Origin of the sequence: Cytobacillus spartinae, from assembly GCF_042865285.1 — a bacterium.
Lineage (GTDB): Bacteria > Bacillota > Bacilli > Bacillales > Cytobacillaceae > Robertmurraya_A > Robertmurraya_A spartinae.
Map to the genome: position 1 here is coordinate 54,602 of NZ_JBIACK010000007.1, position 17,191 is coordinate 71,792.

The 17,191-nt window shown below is 38.9% G+C and carries 15 protein-coding genes; 2 read left to right on the forward strand and 13 right to left on the reverse strand.

All coding sequences use genetic code 11. The annotated features are described in order from the left end of the window. The first annotated feature begins 216 nt into the window (after positions 1-216). Positions 217-1,035 (forward strand): LysM peptidoglycan-binding domain-containing protein, encoded by an 819-nt coding sequence (locus ACFYKX_RS14550; RefSeq protein ID WP_389361786.1) that lies wholly within the window; start codon positions 217-219, stop codon positions 1,033-1,035. A gap of 40 nt (positions 1,036-1,075) precedes the next feature. On the opposite strand, the gene ACFYKX_RS14555 is transcribed toward ACFYKX_RS14550, so the two are convergent. The 8 genes from ACFYKX_RS14555 to ACFYKX_RS14590 form a co-directional block, all read right to left on the reverse strand. Further along, entirely contained in the window at positions 1,076-1,741 is a 666-nt protein-coding gene (locus ACFYKX_RS14555; protein WP_389361787.1) for a 3'-5' exonuclease, read from the reverse strand. Between the two features lie 41 nt (positions 1,742-1,782). Continuing rightward, positions 1,783-3,693: a DUF294 nucleotidyltransferase-like domain-containing protein gene (locus ACFYKX_RS14560; protein WP_389361968.1), complete on the reverse strand. Its 1,911-nt coding sequence runs from the start codon at positions 3,691-3,693 to the stop codon at positions 1,783-1,785. Then, on the reverse strand, positions 3,674-5,344 hold the full coding sequence (locus tag ACFYKX_RS14565; protein ID WP_389361788.1) for a sodium:solute symporter family protein: 1,671 nt from the start codon (positions 5,342-5,344) through the stop codon (positions 3,674-3,676). The genes ACFYKX_RS14560 and ACFYKX_RS14565 overlap by 20 nt, the downstream gene beginning before the upstream one ends. Before the next feature lie 102 nt (positions 5,345-5,446). Then, positions 5,447-5,749, reverse strand: a complete 303-nt coding sequence (locus ACFYKX_RS14570) for a DUF4212 domain-containing protein (RefSeq protein ID WP_389361789.1) — start codon at positions 5,747-5,749, stop codon at positions 5,447-5,449. Between the two features lie 191 nt (positions 5,750-5,940). Next, the gene (locus ACFYKX_RS14575; protein ID WP_389361790.1) at positions 5,941-6,120 is read right to left on the reverse strand and encodes a hypothetical protein; all 180 of its coding nucleotides are present in this window, start codon (positions 6,118-6,120) and stop codon (positions 5,941-5,943) included. Positions 6,121-6,576: 456 nt separating this feature from the next. Further along, on the reverse strand, positions 6,577-7,182 hold the full coding sequence (locus ACFYKX_RS14580) for a pyroglutamyl-peptidase I (protein WP_389361791.1): 606 nt from the start codon (positions 7,180-7,182) through the stop codon (positions 6,577-6,579). 16 nt (positions 7,183-7,198) lie between these two features. Further along, complete coding sequence (gene ggt, locus ACFYKX_RS14585; protein WP_389361792.1) at positions 7,199-8,809, reverse strand: gamma-glutamyltransferase; 1,611 nt, start codon at positions 8,807-8,809, stop codon at positions 7,199-7,201. A gap of 583 nt (positions 8,810-9,392) precedes the next feature. Then, positions 9,393-10,289, reverse strand: a complete 897-nt coding sequence (locus ACFYKX_RS14590) for a peptidoglycan DD-metalloendopeptidase family protein (protein ID WP_389361793.1) — start codon at positions 10,287-10,289, stop codon at positions 9,393-9,395. 122 nt (positions 10,290-10,411) lie between these two features. Between ACFYKX_RS14590 and ACFYKX_RS14595 the strand changes: the two genes are divergently transcribed. Beyond that, entirely contained in the window at positions 10,412-10,831 is a 420-nt protein-coding gene (locus ACFYKX_RS14595) for a VanZ family protein (RefSeq protein ID WP_389361794.1), read from the forward strand. A 107-nt stretch (positions 10,832-10,938) separates the two neighbouring features. On the opposite strand, the gene spoIID is transcribed toward ACFYKX_RS14595, so the two are convergent. From spoIID to nuoN, 5 genes are all read right to left on the reverse strand, one after another. Further along, complete coding sequence (gene spoIID / locus ACFYKX_RS14600; protein WP_389361795.1) at positions 10,939-11,964, reverse strand: stage II sporulation protein D; 1,026 nt, start codon at positions 11,962-11,964, stop codon at positions 10,939-10,941. 422 nt (positions 11,965-12,386) lie between these two features. Next, entirely contained in the window at positions 12,387-13,700 is a 1,314-nt protein-coding gene (murA, locus tag ACFYKX_RS14605) for a UDP-N-acetylglucosamine 1-carboxyvinyltransferase (protein ID WP_389361796.1), read from the reverse strand. A gap of 32 nt (positions 13,701-13,732) precedes the next feature. Next, positions 13,733-14,479, reverse strand: a complete 747-nt coding sequence (locus ACFYKX_RS14610; RefSeq protein ID WP_389361797.1) for a YwmB family TATA-box binding protein — start codon at positions 14,477-14,479, stop codon at positions 13,733-13,735. A gap of 361 nt (positions 14,480-14,840) precedes the next feature. Next, the gene (locus ACFYKX_RS14615; protein WP_389361798.1) at positions 14,841-15,095 is read right to left on the reverse strand and encodes a DUF1146 family protein; all 255 of its coding nucleotides are present in this window, start codon (positions 15,093-15,095) and stop codon (positions 14,841-14,843) included. A 575-nt stretch (positions 15,096-15,670) separates the two neighbouring features. Beyond that, positions 15,671-17,185 carry an NADH-quinone oxidoreductase subunit NuoN gene (gene nuoN / locus ACFYKX_RS14620; RefSeq protein ID WP_389361799.1) on the reverse strand — a complete coding sequence of 505 codons (1,515 nt, stop codon included), beginning with the start codon at positions 17,183-17,185 and terminating at the stop codon, positions 15,671-15,673. Positions 17,186-17,191 lie beyond the last annotated feature (6 nt).

The following is a 17,191-nucleotide window of genomic DNA, read 5'->3' on the forward strand; positions in this document are numbered from 1 at the left end:
AGTCTATACTAATAGTTTATAATCCTTATATTCCTTTTCCCTTCCAAATAACAGGGCTTATAGCACATTGGAATACTGGAATAAGGTTATTAAGTAGGGGATTTACTACTTGTATTTTCACGATTTTGTCCCTATTGAGGGCATTTGTCGAAACACGTAGAATTGGGGATAAATATGGGTTTTTAACCAATTTGTAACAGAGGGAAGAGGAATCGCATGAATTCAGTCAACAGAACGAGAAAAGAACGAATCTTGGAAGTAAAGCGTGTAGCCCGCAAGCATCATACTAGGAAATTAGCAGGTGTAACATTAGCAACTGCTGTAACTGCGAGTTCTTTGTTTGGGATAGAGAACAAAGTAGGCGCAGCTCCGATTGGGACTTACACGGTCAAAAAAGGGGATACTTTAACCAAAATATCAAAGGATTATCATACTACCGTAAAAGAACTTAAAGCTGTTAATGGGCTTTCATCTGATAAAATTAAAGTAGGACAATTGCTCGAAGTGCCAACAGAAAAGCATATCCCTATGGATGAGGAAGAACCGGCTCATATCGTCCAAAGTGGAGAAACTTTATTTGGCATTGCGAGAAAACACGGGGTATCTGAAAAGGATTTAATGGATTATAACCAATTACGGTCCGACATCATTTACCCAGGACAAGTCGTTCATATTCCAACTCAAGCTAAACCAGAGGAAAATCTAAAACAAGCAGCGATTTACACCGTTGTGGCTGGGGATAGCCTATGGGGAATCGCAAAGCGTTTTAACGTATCCGTTGAGGAAATTAAGAGTCTAAATCGGTTAAAAAATGAGATGGTCGTTATTAATCAGAAACTCATTATAAAGGAAGACCATCTGTTATCTTCCGCAAAAGTTGTTGGAGCTGCTGATAAATTTACGGTAGAATTCCAGACTAAAAGAGGAGCCTTATCGCTAAGAGTTCCTTATGGTACAGCAGAACTGTATCAACAATTTTCAGGTAAAGATGTGTTTATATCCCATAGAAATGGTGCTCTAATTACCATTCAATAGAGCTTACAACTTATCAGGGCTGGAACCTTTCCCAGCCCTTTTAAAATTGCATCGACCTCGCCTGACTCTCCGTCGCTTTAATAAGTTCTCCCCATGTCTTATGACCTCGATCGCGAAATTGCATGAGCAGCTCAACAAATAAATAAGCAGTCGTTAAAGAATCTCCAACAGCACTATGTCTTTCATAGATTCTTGTTCCAAATGCCATTGCGTATCTCTCTAAATCCCTCATGTCATAGGAAGGAGCGAGGAACCCTATTAAATCAAGCGTATCAATGGTGAACATATTTTTCAGGGTCATTTTTTCCCGTTTTAATTCACTCTTTAAAACGAGAGCATCGAAGCCCACATAATGACCAACTAGGCAAACAGATTCCCAAGACTTTACATACTCAAAAAAACTCAAGGTTCCTTCTAATGATTTGGGAGCACCTGCCACCTTTTCGTTTGAAATGGATGTAAGTTCCGTTATTTCCCGAGAAATTTGTCGGTTTGGGTTGATATATGTCTGGAACGTTTCCTTTTCCACTACCTCAAAGCCTTGAACTGGAACCGCCCCAATTTCTATCAGTCTATCTGTTGTCGCCACTTGAAACCCGGTTGTTTCTGTATCAAACACGACAAAGCGAAGCTTCTCAATAGGAGTTGATAACGGGATTTGATTATAAACAATTGGAACCTCTACACTTCTTCTTTGAAAAAACATTACCAACCTCCTAACGTTTTTGATAGCTTGTGTAGGATAATTTATACAGAAAAGTGAGCAAACACTTGACTCTGAAGCTCCTTCAAAGTTTTTAAACTCAGAATTAATTCTTCTTTTTCTCGTGTTGATAATTGTGTGAACCCAACCGTTGATTTTAATTCAACGCCTCTTTTAGCCTGCTGCCAGCGTTGATTAACATATAGAGAAAGAATTTGATCTACCGCTTCTTTTAAATCATGTGCAAAGGCATGTGTAAGTGTACCTTTTCCTTCTAGATATTCAATTTTTTCAATCGGGGTACCTGATGTCTTTCCATTTAGGATGGATAAAATTTGTAAGCTATGGTGATATGGGAACAAAACCTCTTTTTTCATATCAATGCTTTTTCTTTCAAGCTTAAATAAAGAGCGAATTGGTTGATCCAATGTTGGAATCTGATAGTCCTTTTCTATTTGTGCTAATCTAAATAAGAAGATTTTCGATCTCTGGAGTAGGTCTACAAAAGAAGCCTCAAACTCTTCGTGTAGAGTCAGGCTGCCAGTAATAAAACGATAGGAAAAAAAGTTTTGAGCCAACAATAGATTGTCATTGGTTGAATGAAGCATCCATTTTCTCAAGCGTTCCTGCCATTCTGTAACAGACCCTCTCCATTTTCCCTCACTACACATCATTAGCCCTTTACATCGAGCATATCCTGCTGCTTCCATATGGGCAGTAATCTCTTTTCCTAACAATGTATAGTAGTTCACTGCTGACTCACTCGAAGTTTCATAAACTAGAAAATGATCTTGGTCCGTTAACATAAATTGCTCTCCACGCCCACTGCTTCCCATTTGGTAAAAAGCAAATGAACATGGCTGATCTAACCCTTCACCCTTAAGCTTCGCAACAGATAGCTCGACAGCTCTAATGACCAAACGATCATAAAGTTTTGTCACGATATCGAGTGTTTTTAATATTGGAACTTGGTCCTTTAATAAGGTGTCTAGCACTTCATAAATGGCATTTTTAACAGTCGGCAAGGTCTGTTCATCCGCTTGTTCAATTTTTTGAATGGTCTTCATCACATTCGCATTCTTTTTCCTTAGCAAATCAGATAGGGTGACGATTCCAATCACTTTTGAATCTTCCATAACAGGAAGGTGCTTTACCCCTTTTAGAAGAGTTAAAGATATAGCATCATAGTAGTAAGCTAGTTTCGAGATGGTGTGGGGGTTTTTCGTCATGATATGCTGTGATTCAGTTGATAATGGGATGCCTTTTGCAACCACCCTAGATACCATATCACGCTCTGTAATAATCCCTTTCAGCACACTCCCATCCGTAACGAGAACAGAGCTTGTTCTTTTCTCATGCATTTTTCGTGCAGTTTCCTGAACACTTGTAGCCGGACTAACCGCTACTACAGATTCACTCATGAGATCTTGAACTCTCATCATAAATGCATCATTTTCTCCAAAATCCCTTGCTAGCTTTACTTGTTCCGCTAGTGATCCATAGATATCTTTTAACCGAATAGATACTTGAGTCAGCAAGTAATCATGCACATTTGGATCATCCCAACGTCGTGTAATGACTTCAAATGGAATGAATAAGGCTTTTACCGAGCTAACCGCACGTACCTCTACCATCACTTCTGTTTTTGAAGGTTTTGCAACACCTAGAAAGTCCGCTAAGCTTGAGAATCCAATTAACTCACCCTTTTGCACGACCTCTAAAACTTCTTCTCTTTCATTATGATCATTTCTAACAAATACCTCGGATGTTCCTTCCATGATTAATAAAAGTCCCTCTCGAGGCTTATCTTTTTTTAACATCATCTCTTGTTTTTCATAGTTACGTATTTCACAATCTTGTATAAGGGAAAGGGCTGTGTTATAGTCCACCCCTTGAAAAAAGGGGTGGAACCTCACAGCCTCTAGAATTTCTTTATTACACTGTTTTTGATCCATCATCATTCATCCAAACCTCACCGTCTTTGTATACCATTTGTTCAGGATACCTTAGATCAATAACTTCTTCTTGGATTTTTTGAGATGGTGCTGCTGTTGATAAGGAAACAATAATATTTGCTAGGAATGCTGCGGCTGCACCAAATACACCTGCGCCTGTATCAATGATACCTAGGATTGTGAAACCACCATATTTCGCAGCAAAAATATACGATAGTGTGACAGCTAGACCTACTAATAGTCCTGCGATAACCCCTTTTGCATTGGAGCGCTTCCACCAAACACCTAGTACTAGCGCCGGGAAGAAGGTTCCGGTAGCAAGTGCGAATGCCCACGCAACGATTTGTGTAATGGCTCCTGGAGGATTTAATGCAATTAGACCCGCAAATAATGTTGCAACAACAATTGACCAACGAGCTACAGCCAAGCGATTTTTCTCTGTTGAATTCGGTCTCATTACTCGGTAATAGATATCATGTGCAAACGATGAAGAAATAGCAATCATTAATCCACCTGCTGTTGATAACGCAGCCGCCATTGCACCTGCAGCTACTAGACCGATAACGAATACTCCAAGATTCGCAATCTCAGGAGTTGCCATAACGACGATATCATTTGAAATAATTAATTCATTCCACTGAAGAATTCCATCTCCACTTGTATCTGCAACTTGAAGTTTTCCAGTGTCCACCCATGTTTTTGTCCATGCAGGTAGCTCACTAATTTTACTACCAGCTACTTTCGTCATTAGAATGAATCTTGAGAAAGCTGCATAAGCCGGAGCTGAAAGATATAGTAGACCGATGAATAATAAAGCCCATGCACCAGACCAACGAGCTGCCTTCATCGTAGATACGGTATAGAATCGAACGATTACGTGAGGAAGACCTGCTGTACCACACATTAGAGTAAACATAAGGGCTAAGAACTGCCACTTCGTACCGTTCGTAAACGGAGCAAAGTATTCAGAGATCCCTAGCTCACGGTCGAGCTCACCCATTTTTCCAACAAGCTCCCCGTAGGAAAGCCAAGGCATTGGGTTTCCTGTAATTTGTAAGCTCATAAAGATAACTGGAATTAAGTAAGCAATGATTAAAATAATGTACTGAGCTACCTGTGTCCATGTAATCCCTTTCATTCCACCGAATGCTGCATAGAACGCAATTAATACTACCCCAATCATCGTTCCTAGCTTTGCATCGATTTCAAAAAGACGTCCAATTACAACCCCTGAACCAGATAACTGTCCAATGGAATATGTGAAACTGATAATGATGGTACAGATCGCAGCGATAACACGAGCTGTATGGCTATCAAAACGGTCCCCAATGAATTCAGGAACAGTATAACGGCCGTATTTACGTAATTGCGGTGCTAATAAGAAGGTTAGTAATAAATAACCACCTGTCCATCCCATGATATAAGCCAGTCCGTCGTAACCTAAAAGTAGGATCGTACCCGCCATACCAATGAATGAAGCGGCACTCATCCAGTCAGCACCAATGGCCATCCCGTTGAAAATCGGTGGTACTCCGCGTCCTGCTACATAAAAGTCTGATGTAGCCTTCGCCTTATTGTAGACCGCAATCCCAATGTATAAAGCAAATGTTGCTAGTATAATCGATAATGAGACCAAAAATTGTGTATCCAAAAGCCAACCCCCCTAATAAAATCTTTAGATCCTTGAGCCTGAATGTCTATTTCTCCCTACATACTGACTGTTTAGTTAAAAGTCACTACAGATTTCTAATTATTAGTGATCCAATACTTTTCCTGAACTGATTTGTTCATTTTTACTTTCATCAATCCCGTACTTCTTATCAATATTGTCACTAACCTTTGCATTAACAAACAAAAGAATGATAAATGTCAAGACTGCTCCCTGTGCTCCCATAAAATAATGGAAAGGGAAACCGTTAATCGTAAAATTGCTTAATGGTTCTGCAAACATGACTACCCCAAACGACACGATGAACCAAATGATAAAGTAAATAATAATGTTACGAGTGCGCTCACGAAAATAACGGTCAGCTACTTCTTTATCAATTTTCTTCATTCTTCCACCCCCGTGAAATAATTTGATTAAGGTTGTGCTTGCATTGAGGATAAACCTCATATGCCAAAAAAGTATAAACGTGTTCATTTAAGCAACGTTAACTTAAAAAGATGGATGACTTTATTTCTTCTAATTTTTTACCCCCTTATCTAAAACATTTATATTAACTCTGTATCGTGAAAGACACGGAGCTATTTCAGGCTGAAAATAAACTTAATTGTATCAATGAAAGGCATTGGAACTAGGATGATTTGGACTAGGAAGTAGAAAAAGATAGAAATGAATGGAATGACTAAGAAGAAGGTTTTTTTCTTTTTTAATGCTAGAAAAAGGCATACGATCGTAATTGCTAGTAGGATTAAAAATGTCATAGTAGATCCTCCTTGTTGGAAGGTGTGAAAAGTTCTTTAAGAATCTAGCTGGGGTATTTTCTGGAAGCGTTATCATTTTAGTAGACTGGTTGAATTATCCTTTGCACATTAAAAGATATTGTATTAACTAAATTTTATGAAAATTTTAATAATATTTATTATCTACATAAACCAATCATTGGTCAAGTAACATTGAGAAACAAATTTCTAAAAATTTTGTCGATTTTAGAAAAAGCTATAAGTAGCGCCTGATTTTAATGGAGTTTTTTAAATTTAATTACAGAAAAATTCTTAGGATTTAATATAATTTTACTGAAACGCTTTAGCCCTTTATAGTTAAACACTATCGCGGTGATAATAACACGTTTTGCTGTTAGTAAAAGACAGCAAAAAAAAGCCACTTGGTACCGACCCCCAAAAGTTAGTTTTTGGGGATCGGTACCCTTTCATGGCTCTTTAATCTAAGGATTGTATGATTAGTTCAACTGCTTTTAGTAGGTCCGAATCTGACCAGCTCGGCATATTTCTTTTTCCACGAACAACTAGCTCATGTGAAGCCGGTATGTGAATAAAACCTGCTGGAATAGAATCTCCACTTTGTTTTACTTCATGGAGAATCGTGTACATCACGTTGTTACATAAGTAGGTACCAGCTGAATTTGAAATTTCAGCTGGATATCCATTTTCTTTTAAAGTATTCACGAAACTACGAACTGGCAATGTAGAGAAGTAGCCATCCGCTCCTTGTTCTACGATAGGTCGATCCTGTAAGGCAACCCCTTTGTTATCTGCTTCTCCGTCACGACAGTTAATCGCGATTCTTTCAGGAGTAATAGATTGACGTCCAGCCGCTAACCCTAGGGAAATAACTGCATCGGGCTTATGTTTATGAAAAACTTCTAGTATTTTCTTCGGTCCTTCTTCAAAATCTACTGGTAAAAGTTCACCAATAACCTCAAAGTTACCAATCGTTTTTCCTTTTAGCTGCTCTACTATTTTTTCGGTTGGATTAATAGGATGATCTAAAAAAGGTTCAAATCCTGTTAGAAGTAATTTTTTCATAGATTGTTTCTCCTTTTTACCAGCTTGCAATGCTGCCATCCGTACGTTTTTCTGTTCCTCCAGATAAAACGCCATTTTCAGGGTTACGAATGATCACTTGGCCTCTTCCAAATCCGCCTGTATCATGAGCGACTCTCATCTCATGTCCTCTTGCCGCTAGCTGCTGAACAAGATGGTTCGGGAAGTCATGTTCAATATCAATTTTATTGCCTTCCACCCACTGCCATCTTGGTGCGTCTAATGCCGCTTGAGGATTAAGGTTGAAATCAATTAGGTTCATTGCCACTTGAACATGCCCTTGAGGCTGCATATAGCCACCCATTACACCGAATGGTCCAACGGCTTCAGTTCCTTTCGTGATGAACCCAGGGATAATCGTATGGTATGTTTTCTTACCTGGCGCAAGAGCGTTTTCATGGTTTTGATCTAGTGAGAAATCGTGTCCACGGTTTTGTAAGCCGATACCCGTATTCGGAACCACAATTCCAGAACCAAAGCCCATGTAGTTACTTTGAATAAACGAAACCATGTTTCCTTCACCGTCTGCTGTAGCAAGGTAAACCGTTCCACCTTTAGGCAATGTTCCTGGCTCTGGTGTTCTAGCTGTATCTGTAATCTTTTCACGAGCACTTTGTGCGAATTCTTCTGATAAAAGATCAGCCACTTTTGCTTTCATCGTGTTAGGATCTGTAATATATGTTTTTCCATCTGTAAATGCTTGTTTCATAGCCTCTAGTTGTAGGTGAAGCCCCTTTAAGTCTTCGCGATGGCTAAACTCATAGCCTTTTAGAATATTTAAAGCCATTAGCGCTACTAATCCCTGGCCATTCGGAGGAATCTCCCAAACGTCATAGCCACGGTAGTTGACTGAAATCGGATCAACCCATTCTGCTTTATAGTTTTGTAGGTCTTCTTTCGTTAGGAAGCCACCATTTGCTTGAGAAGCCTCGTGAATTTGATCCGCTATACGACCACTATAAAAGCTTTCTGCATTTGTTTCTGCAATCTCCTGCAGTGTGTTGGCATGGTCCTCAGATTTCCACATCTCACCGATTTCTGGAGCTTTCCCGTTTGGTGCGAATACACGGAACCACTCTTGGTATTCTGGTTGATCACCAAAGCGCTTCTTATAGATATTATAAGCTCCTTGCCAGTACTTCCCTAGGATTGGAGATAGTGGATATCCATTGCGTGCGTATTCGATTGCAGGCTTTAATACTTCCGTTAATGGTAAACGCCCAAAACGTTTTGAAAGCTCTGCCCACGCTGAAGGTGCACCTGGTACTGTTACTGGAATCCACCCATGTGTAGGCATTTTTTCTTCGTGGCCTAATTCTTTTACTTTTTCAATTGAAATGCTTTTTGGAGCTGGGCCGCTTCCGTTTAAGCCATAAAGCTTATCTTTTACCCACACAAGGGCAAATGCGTCTCCGCCAATTCCGTTTGATGTCGGCTCAACAACCGTTAAGCAAGCTGCCGTTGCGATGGCTGCATCAATTGCGTTTCCGCCCTTTTTCATAATATCTAGCCCCGCTTGTGCAGCTAGAGGCTGTGAGGTTGCGACCATTCCGTTACGGGCAATCGTCGCCATTCTTTGTGAAGAATAAGGATATGTAAGATACGACATGTATTTCTCCTCCTATAAAACAGGTAATTGAACCTGTGTAATTTTGCTTTTTGCAAAAACTTCGCCTTTCGAAGTATTATACCAAATTATTTTACAACAGGCACCTGTAATATAATTGAAATATGTAAATTTTCTAAAAGTGGTGTGGATGAAGTCAGTTAACTCATTTTTTCACTTCTATATGATGCAAGCTCTTATAAACTTGGAATTTTCATTGTAAAATTGCTGTTTGTAATGTTTTTTATAAGCAAAAATCTCTATATTTATAAAGATTCCTTCCCCTTTCAATATCTCTATTTGTGAAATTCAAAATTTACTGCCCAAACCATCTTCATATTGTCTGAAAAAATATTGAAAATTTAATTACTGTCCAAACTTCGAGGCTTACTGTCGAGATTTTCAAATTTACTGTCCATTTCTAAAATTCCACTTTCCAAACAGTGAAAAGGCTCTGTCTATCTAGACATACCCTCACAGGAAAACATAAGTTGGTTAAAATTTGGGGAAAGGTTGCGGCTCAATAACTTCCTTTCCTCGCAACAAAAAAACCCGCCATTTTTTAGCGGGTTCCGGGATCTAGATATTATGTGTTAGAAGAATCAGTTGATTCTGTTCCTTCTTCAGTTTCAGAAGTTCCATCTTCTTCTTTGTCAGTTTTATCAGATTCTTTGTCACCTGATTCGCCATCTTCGGCTTCTTTGTCAGTTGAAGCGTCACTGTCTGTAGTTCCTTCTTCAACGTCTGTTTTGCCACTGTCATCTGTTTCTTCTTCTTCCATTACATTCACTTCTTGTAGTGAGCTTAATGGCTTGTTGAAGAAGTCAATTGGATTTACAGGAACACCGTCTTTACGAATTTCAAAGTGTACATGTACACCTGCTTCTTCGTTGTAAAGACTTTCTCCAGCTGTAGCAAGAGCTTGTCCTTGTTCTACTTGGTCACCAACTTTAACACTCATATCCTTAATGGATTGATATTGTGTTACAATGCCTTTATCATGCTCAATTTCGATGACATTTCCTAATAGTGAATCTTCTTCAACTTTTGTTACTGTACCGCTTAATGCAGCTACTACTTCAAAAGCTTCACCATTTTCCATCGTAATGTCGATACCAGTGTTCGGATGGTATGAATTGTTGTAGAATACTAATGCTGCTTCTTGTTCTTCTGTTGTACCTTCATAATCATAGAATTGCTTATGAATGACAACTGAATTAGGATCTGCAACTGGCATGACGAAATTTTCTAGTGAACGGTTAACTTCAACTGCAGGCTCGTTATATTTTTTACCTGCAATATCAGTTGCTTCATAATCATACTGATCTGAATCCGTTGCACTGTTGCTGTTTTGGTACCAAAGAACCGCGGTTAGAATGATTGCAGCGCTCGCAATATAAATTGCTGGGAATGCCCAACGTTTTTTGAAAAAGCGCTTCATACTTGAATCTTGAGAAGATCGTTTCTTTTCTTCCTCTCTCATTTTAACATCACCTCAGCAATCATTCTGAACACTTAGAGGGATTTATATACATATTCAAAAAAATTTTTTTGCTTATTTTTCGACAAAGCGAAATGAATTATTCATGATAAGGAGATTTTTTTATGAAAATACTAAAAAAGTGGATATTTACCGCTCTTCCTTTTGCCTATATGATCTTAATCTGGACCTTATCTAGCTTGCCCCATAATGCTGTTGTGGAGCTTCCTGATTCAGCCGTTGATCGGTTTATAAAAGAGTCCCTTCATCTTGTTGAATTTGGAATTCTTTATTTGTTGTTTGTTTTTCTATTTTTGAATAGAGGTACATTTAATGAAAAAATAAGTATGATATGCGCCATTGTAGCAGGCTTATACGGGGTAGTAGATGAAATACATCAATCATTTGTTCCATACCGCTCAGCATCCATCATTGATGTTATAAAGGACGTTATCGGGGTTGTAGTGGCCTATATCATTATTAAAAGAAGTTACTTCCAGGGGCGTTATCCTTTTATTAAAAAGTTATTAATTAAGTTGAGTTAATTTGGCTAAAGCGGGAACGGGTAGAACCTATCTTAGTCACTTACAGGGGATCAACAGTCCTCATGGAGATTTCCTCTACCATGTAAAAAACCGGGATACATCCCGGTTTATTTTTGTGCCATTATTTTTGTTAAGAAATCAGCCGAAGACGCCAATTGAATTCCTTGGTAATAGTGTTGAACAATCTCTTGATACGTCTTACCTTCGACTGCCATAAAGTTAGCTCCATACTGGCTCATACCAACTCCATGACCGTATCCCTTTGTATTAACAACAATATTATTTCCTTTGCGCTCCCACGTGAAATCCGTGGATTTTAGACCAAGGGATTCTCTGATTTCTTTCCCTGTAAGCACCTTCCCATTGATGTCTACTTTTCCGACTCGGTTTCCATCCGTTTTTTCAATAATAGTTCCGATTGTACCATTGCTTGAAAGCTTTACACCAAGTTTTGACTCAAATTCTGATACGGTAAAAACCTCTTGCCCTTTATATTTAGGGGATTCCACATCCCATGGACTTTCTACGCTTTTTAAGTATGGATATTGATTAGGCCAGATGTCTCCAGAACTTTCCGTATATCCATTACTCGTGGAGAAGAACGTGGCATCGATTGGTGCTCCTTCATACGTTAAGATCTGACCACTCGTGGCTTGAACAGCTTTTTTAATTTTATCGATTTTCCATTTATAATCCTTTGCTCCCCAGATTTCCTTGAGCTCAGCATCACTTTTGTATACTTGATGATGGACTGTATCGGTTACATGAGCCCCTTCTGGGATTCCTACTCTCTCTTCCGCTAATAATTGCCTTACGATATAAGTCCTTGCCGTTAATGCTTGTGCCTTAAGTGCTTCCATTTCAAAGTCAGCCGGCATTTCAGATGCAACTACTCCTACAATATAGTCCTCAAGGGGAATGTTTTCTAACAGCTTTTGTTGAGTTCGATAAACAGCGACTTCTACAGCAGGCCCAGTCGGTTTTACAACAGGAGCCTCTTCTTCTTTAACATCTTCTTCTAGCTTTCCACTAGCCTTTTCCTCAGAAAAAGGAAGAACTAATAAAGAAGGAATCATGAGGGTGACGGTAAAAAGTAGTGCGGCGATGACAACGATTGGTTTGATTTTCAACATGTTCGAGCCTCCATAGAAAGAATTAAGCAATGCTGTTCGTAAGTTCTTTTTCAAAAACGTACGAAAAAACTGGTATGACAGTCAGTCCAGCCTCAATTCATCATATGGGTATGGACAAGCTTTTATGCCTAAAGTTTATCCAGACTATAAAATTTAAATCAAACCTAGAGGTCATAATAAATTACATGGAATTACCAATGTATAACTTAATTCTTCTCTATGCACACTATGTTAGGTGATATTAGAAAAGCAGAAATGCCAGGTAAAAATACTAAAGTGTGATTTTCACTCGAAAAACGGAACACTTTTGCATGCGAAAAAGGAAGTAACTAAGAACGTAGAGTTGTAAGAGGAGAGAGCTAGACAGCAAAAAAAAAAAACCGCAGAACGGGCAACCCATTCCACGGTTTTTATATAAAAAATTAAGCATTCATATCTGAAATATAAGTTTCTTGAACTTTTACTGTTTCATCTATTTCAGTTATACGTTCAATATCTGCACCAATACCAGCTAACTTGTTGTGGAAAGCCACATAGCCACGGTCAAGGTGTTTAAGCTCCGTTACACGTGTAACTCCATCTGCCACTAATCCTGTTAGAATAAGGGCAGCAGCAGCACGTAGGTCGGTTGCAGCAACCTCTGCTCCTTGAAGGTCAGACGGACCATTCATTATAACAGAGCGACCTTCGATTTTAATATCCGCGTTCATTCTGCGGAATTCTTCCACGTGCATAAAACGATTCTCAAAGACGGTCTCTGTAATCATACTAGTGCCTTTAGCACGTAGTAATAATGCCATCATTTGAGACTGCATATCTGTTGGGAAACCTGGGTGAGGCATAGTTTTAATATCAACAGCCTTTAATTTATCAGGTCCGATAACACGAAGACCTTCAGCTTCCTCTTCAAATATAACACCCATCTCTTCCATTTTGGCAATTAATGATGTTAGATGCTCTGGAACAGCACCTTTGACCAAAACGTTTCCACCAGTGATTGCAGCAGCTACCATAAATGTTCCTGCTTCAATACGATCAGGAATAATATTGTGCTCGACACCAAACAGGACGTCTACGCCTTCAATGCGAATCGTGCCTGTTCCTGCTCCTCTTACCTTTGCACCCATTTTATTAAGGAAGTTAGCTAAATCCACAATTTCAGGTTCTTTAGCAACGTTTTCAATAATTGTAGTGCCTTGAGCAAGAGTAGCGGCCATCATAATATTTTCAGTAGCCCCTACACTAGGGAAATCTAGATAGATTTTTGCACCATGGAGGCGCCCATTAGAAGCTTCAGCTTCGATAAATCCATTCCCAACCTTTACAGTTGCACCCATAGCTTCAAAGCCTTTAAGGTGCTGGTCAATCGGACGAGATCCAATTGCACATCCACCAGGTAATGCAACACGTGCACGACCATTACGTGCAAGTAAAGATCCCATAACTAATACAGAAGCACGCATTTTACGAACATATTCAAAAGGTGCCTCAATCTTTAACTCTCTAGATGCATCTACAGTGACTTCATTATCTTTAAATACCACTTCGGCATTTAAATAGCGTAATACTTCATTGATTGTGTATACATCGGAGAGAGTTGGCACATCACGAATTACGCTTTTTCCATCACTTGCTAATAGTGTTGCGGCTAATACAGGCAAGACAGCATTCTTTGCTCCTTCTACTTTAACGGAACCGCTAAGCCTATTTCCGCCGCGGACGATGATTTTTTCCAAGTGTATTCCCCTCCGCGTCCAATTTCTCTATATTAATATTCAATCGTAATGATTGGTGTGCCAACTACGAGGGTAGTCCTTGCGCCCAATCCTTGTTTTCTAACTCCAAGTTGTAGGTTCATGTCTTGTTCATTGGTTGTAATTGATTCGGCAAATAATGGAGAATAAGCCGATGTAGAGACAAATGTTTCTTCATTTAAGGCTTCGATCTCTTTTGCCTTGAAAGCCTTAAGTAAATTTTTTACAGTCAAAGGCAAAGACTCATTAATATTATCATTGAATTCGCCTTTTATACAAGAGAAAATTGTGGCATCTTGACGAAAAATGACAGAGAACTTTTCAGAAAGTTGCTTTTCAAGAAAATGTTCTGTTTCTTCATTGAAAATTTTACCTTTTGCCTCATAAATGATATACGTTTGAGGATTGCTTTTTGTGTGGGTAGATAAAAGTTGAATTGTCTCTGTTCTTCCTTCTTTCGTTACATGTTCTGCCGATAAATTCCACATATCAGATTCGGACTCCTCATCCCAAGTCCAATTTGGGAATTTTTCCTTAAGAGAAAATCCGTAATTCTTTACTTCCTCTAAGGTCTGAAAATCTTCAAGTTTTTCTCTTGCATGCAGAGACCATCCATTGATAAGAATATCTTCGTCGTGGAGAACCGAGGCGATCTTAAGTAGATCAAGCTCTCCTTTAGCTATAGTTGTCTTATTCCCAGTAGTTATCATCATGAAACAAGTTATACCAATTAGTAAAAGTGCCAACCCCGTTTTCTTCATTTAAATCTCCCCCTTAGTACCATTGTTACCAAGGAACAGGAGAGCATACTTGGGAATTCTCGTCACTTTTTGACAATTAACATGAGTATTCTGAAAACGACTATATGTAAATAAGCAATTCTATTGCATGCCTACGATTCGTCTTATTTTGTGCAATGCTGCTTTCGAATGATTGTTGTTTTCCATATCGTGATTTTAAAACGGCGTATAGGTTGCTTCGTGGCATCAGAAACAGCGCCAGAATAATTTTCTACGTACATGCCGAAAGCAAAAAACTTACGAAAAGAGCCTTGTTCAATATCACACAAAGAAAATTTTACTTAAAAACGCGAAGAATGAAAAAGGTATGAAGACCTATATTTTATATATTTAACAAGATATGTTGAAAAATTAATGGAAGCTGCTGTGACCAAAGAAGATAATCCAGGAAGAAATTACTAACTGTTGATCCGATTACGATGGATAACATAATAAAAAGGACTCTAGCTTGAAAAATGTGATTAGCTCGAAGAAATTTTTCATAGTTAAGAGATTGTAGTGCCCACCAAGCTAATGTAATAAAAATCAAATGTGAAATAATACTAAGCATTGCTTGTTGTCCAAAACCCGAAATCATGTATTTCCCTCCTTTTTGCAAAACCCACCTTCCATTTTACCACTAGTCTGTTGTTTATTAAAGCGTCACATGGATTAGACGGTGCCGGCACAGGGAAGGTTACAAAAAATTAGCCAAATGTGATATCCATATCTTTATAAAAGTCGCTTTTCGTAAACTTTGTTAACTTCAAACAAATGTAGTTGGTAAGAAAGAGCCTCTATTTGAACTTGTTCCTCTTCGGACAGTTTTAGCTACTAGAGAGTGAGTTCTGTCCGAACGTGATACCTCTTCGGACAAGTTATAGCTAGCAAGCTTGATCTCTGTCCAAACTTGACCCCTCTTCAGACTGTTCTAGCAACAGAAGCATGGATAACTGTCTGAACTTCACCCTACTTCGGACTGTTCCAGCTAGAGAAGCGTGCATTACTGTCTGAACTAGAGCAAAATAAAAAGAAGGGGCCCCTTTTCCCCTTCTTTCACACGTACAATATATTTTACCCCTCTATTTTATAACCCTTTTAACCTAAGACTAGAGTCCCCCAACCCTAATAAAGGCTTTATTTCTCTTTTTAGAACTATCTACTCTTCAACCTTTAGGAAAAGAAATCACTAAATCCGTTGAAGTTGTTGTGTAGGAAGTCGAATCCGATGTTCGGGAAGATACCGAACAGGATTGTAGCAACCAAACATACTCCGATAACAATTCCAAGTCCAACCGGAACTTGAATCTTCTCGTCGCTTGCAGCAGGTCTAAAGAACATTTGAGTGAATATTCCAAAGTAGTAGAAGTAAGAAACTACTGTTGTTGCGATCATGATAGATGCTAATACATAATGGGCAGGTTCACTTACAAATGTACCCATGAAGATATTCAGCTTTCCGATGAAACCAGCTGTTCCTGGGATACCTGCTAGAGAAAGAATGAATATTCCCATTCCAACTGCTAGGAAAGGTGATCTCTTGTAAAGACCAGCAAATTGGCTGATATCTTCATTGTCTGATTTCGTTGTCATGATTTGAATGATGGCAAAGGCACCTAGGTTCATAAATAAGTATGCTCCTAAATAAAACCACATTGCATCAAACATGAAAATCGATAATGCTGTAATGGCCACTAACACATAACCAGCATGTGCAATACTTGAGTAAGCGAAAAGACGTTTGATATTTCTCTGTCTTAAAGCTACCAAGTTCCCGATAATCATCGTTGCACCCGCAATGACAGCGATATAATCTTGCATTTTTAACAGAATTGGCTCTGTCCCAGGTCCTCCCGTTGGTGTCGCAGCAAAGATAGCAATGAAGATCCTTACTAAAAGGACAAATCCAGCTGTCTTAGATACCACACTTAAAAAGGCTGTAACTGGTGTTGGTGCACCTTGATATACATCTGGTGCCCACATATGGAATGGAACGGATGCTAGCTTGAAAGCAAGACCGACAAACACCATTAAGAAAGCAAGGATTAAAAGATACACTTGTTGTGAATCAAATAATCCAGATAGAACGGTTGCCATTCCTTTTAGGTTTGTAGTCCCCGTTAAACCATATACATAGCTCATACCAAATAGGGTAATAGCCGTAGAAATTCCACCATTGATGACATATTTCATGGCTGACTCATTAGAAGGAAGATGCTTTTTCCTCATACCTGCTAATATATAAGAAGATATGGATAGAAGCTCTAATCCAATGAATAGTGTGATTAAATCTCCACTTGAAGACATAATCATAGCACCTAGTAGGGCAGTTAAGAATAAATAGTAGAATTCACCTTTATACTCTGCCATTCCCTCTTTCGGCTCATAGCTGACCGCAATAAGCATGACAAGGGCTGCACCAACTAGTAATAGTAGTTTAAATGCTTTTGCAAAAGAATCTAAACGAAACGTATCATAGAGAATGGTTGTAAGCTCGTGATCAACTAGCATGAACAAAGATGCAGTCGCAGCTAGTATACCAACAAATCCAATCCACCCTAAGATTTTTCGATCCTGTGATTTCGGCATAAACAGGTCAAGTAAAGATAAAGCCGTTGCTACTCCAAGGATAATGAATTCAGGCCACATGGTGCCCCACTGAAAAGATAATAATGTCTCAAGATCCATCCTTCA

Bases quoted from the DNA above. Each gene is read 5' to 3' on its own strand.
- ACFYKX_RS14560 (WP_389361968.1), bottom strand. From the start codon at position 3,693: ATGGATCAAAAACAGTGTAATAAAGAAATTCTAGAGGCTGTGAGGTTC.
- nuoN (WP_389361799.1), bottom strand. From the start codon at position 17,185: ATGGATCTTGAGACATTATTATCTTTTCAGTGGGGCACCATGTGGCCT.
- ACFYKX_RS14590 (WP_389361793.1), bottom strand. From the start codon at position 10,289: ATGAGAGAGGAAGAAAAGAAACGATCTTCTCAAGATTCAAGTATGAAG.
- ACFYKX_RS14570 (WP_389361789.1), bottom strand. From the start codon at position 5,749: ATGAAGAAAATTGATAAAGAAGTAGCTGACCGTTATTTTCGTGAGCGC.
- spoIID (WP_389361795.1), bottom strand. From the start codon at position 11,964: ATGTTGAAAATCAAACCAATCGTTGTCATCGCCGCACTACTTTTTACC.
- ACFYKX_RS14575 (WP_389361790.1), bottom strand. From the start codon at position 6,120: ATGACATTTTTAATCCTACTAGCAATTACGATCGTATGCCTTTTTCTA.
- ACFYKX_RS14580 (WP_389361791.1), bottom strand. From the start codon at position 7,182: ATGAAAAAATTACTTCTAACAGGATTTGAACCTTTTTTAGATCATCCT.
- ggt (WP_389361792.1), bottom strand. From the start codon at position 8,809: ATGTCGTATCTTACATATCCTTATTCTTCACAAAGAATGGCGACGATT.
- ACFYKX_RS14610 (WP_389361797.1), bottom strand. From the start codon at position 14,479: ATGAAGAAAACGGGGTTGGCACTTTTACTAATTGGTATAACTTGTTTC.
- ACFYKX_RS14550 (WP_389361786.1), top strand. From the start codon at position 217: ATGAATTCAGTCAACAGAACGAGAAAAGAACGAATCTTGGAAGTAAAG.
- ACFYKX_RS14555 (WP_389361787.1), bottom strand. From the start codon at position 1,741: ATGTTTTTTCAAAGAAGAAGTGTAGAGGTTCCAATTGTTTATAATCAA.
- ACFYKX_RS14615 (WP_389361798.1), bottom strand. From the start codon at position 15,095: ATGATTTCGGGTTTTGGACAACAAGCAATGCTTAGTATTATTTCACAT.
- ACFYKX_RS14595 (WP_389361794.1), top strand. From the start codon at position 10,412: ATGAAAATACTAAAAAAGTGGATATTTACCGCTCTTCCTTTTGCCTAT.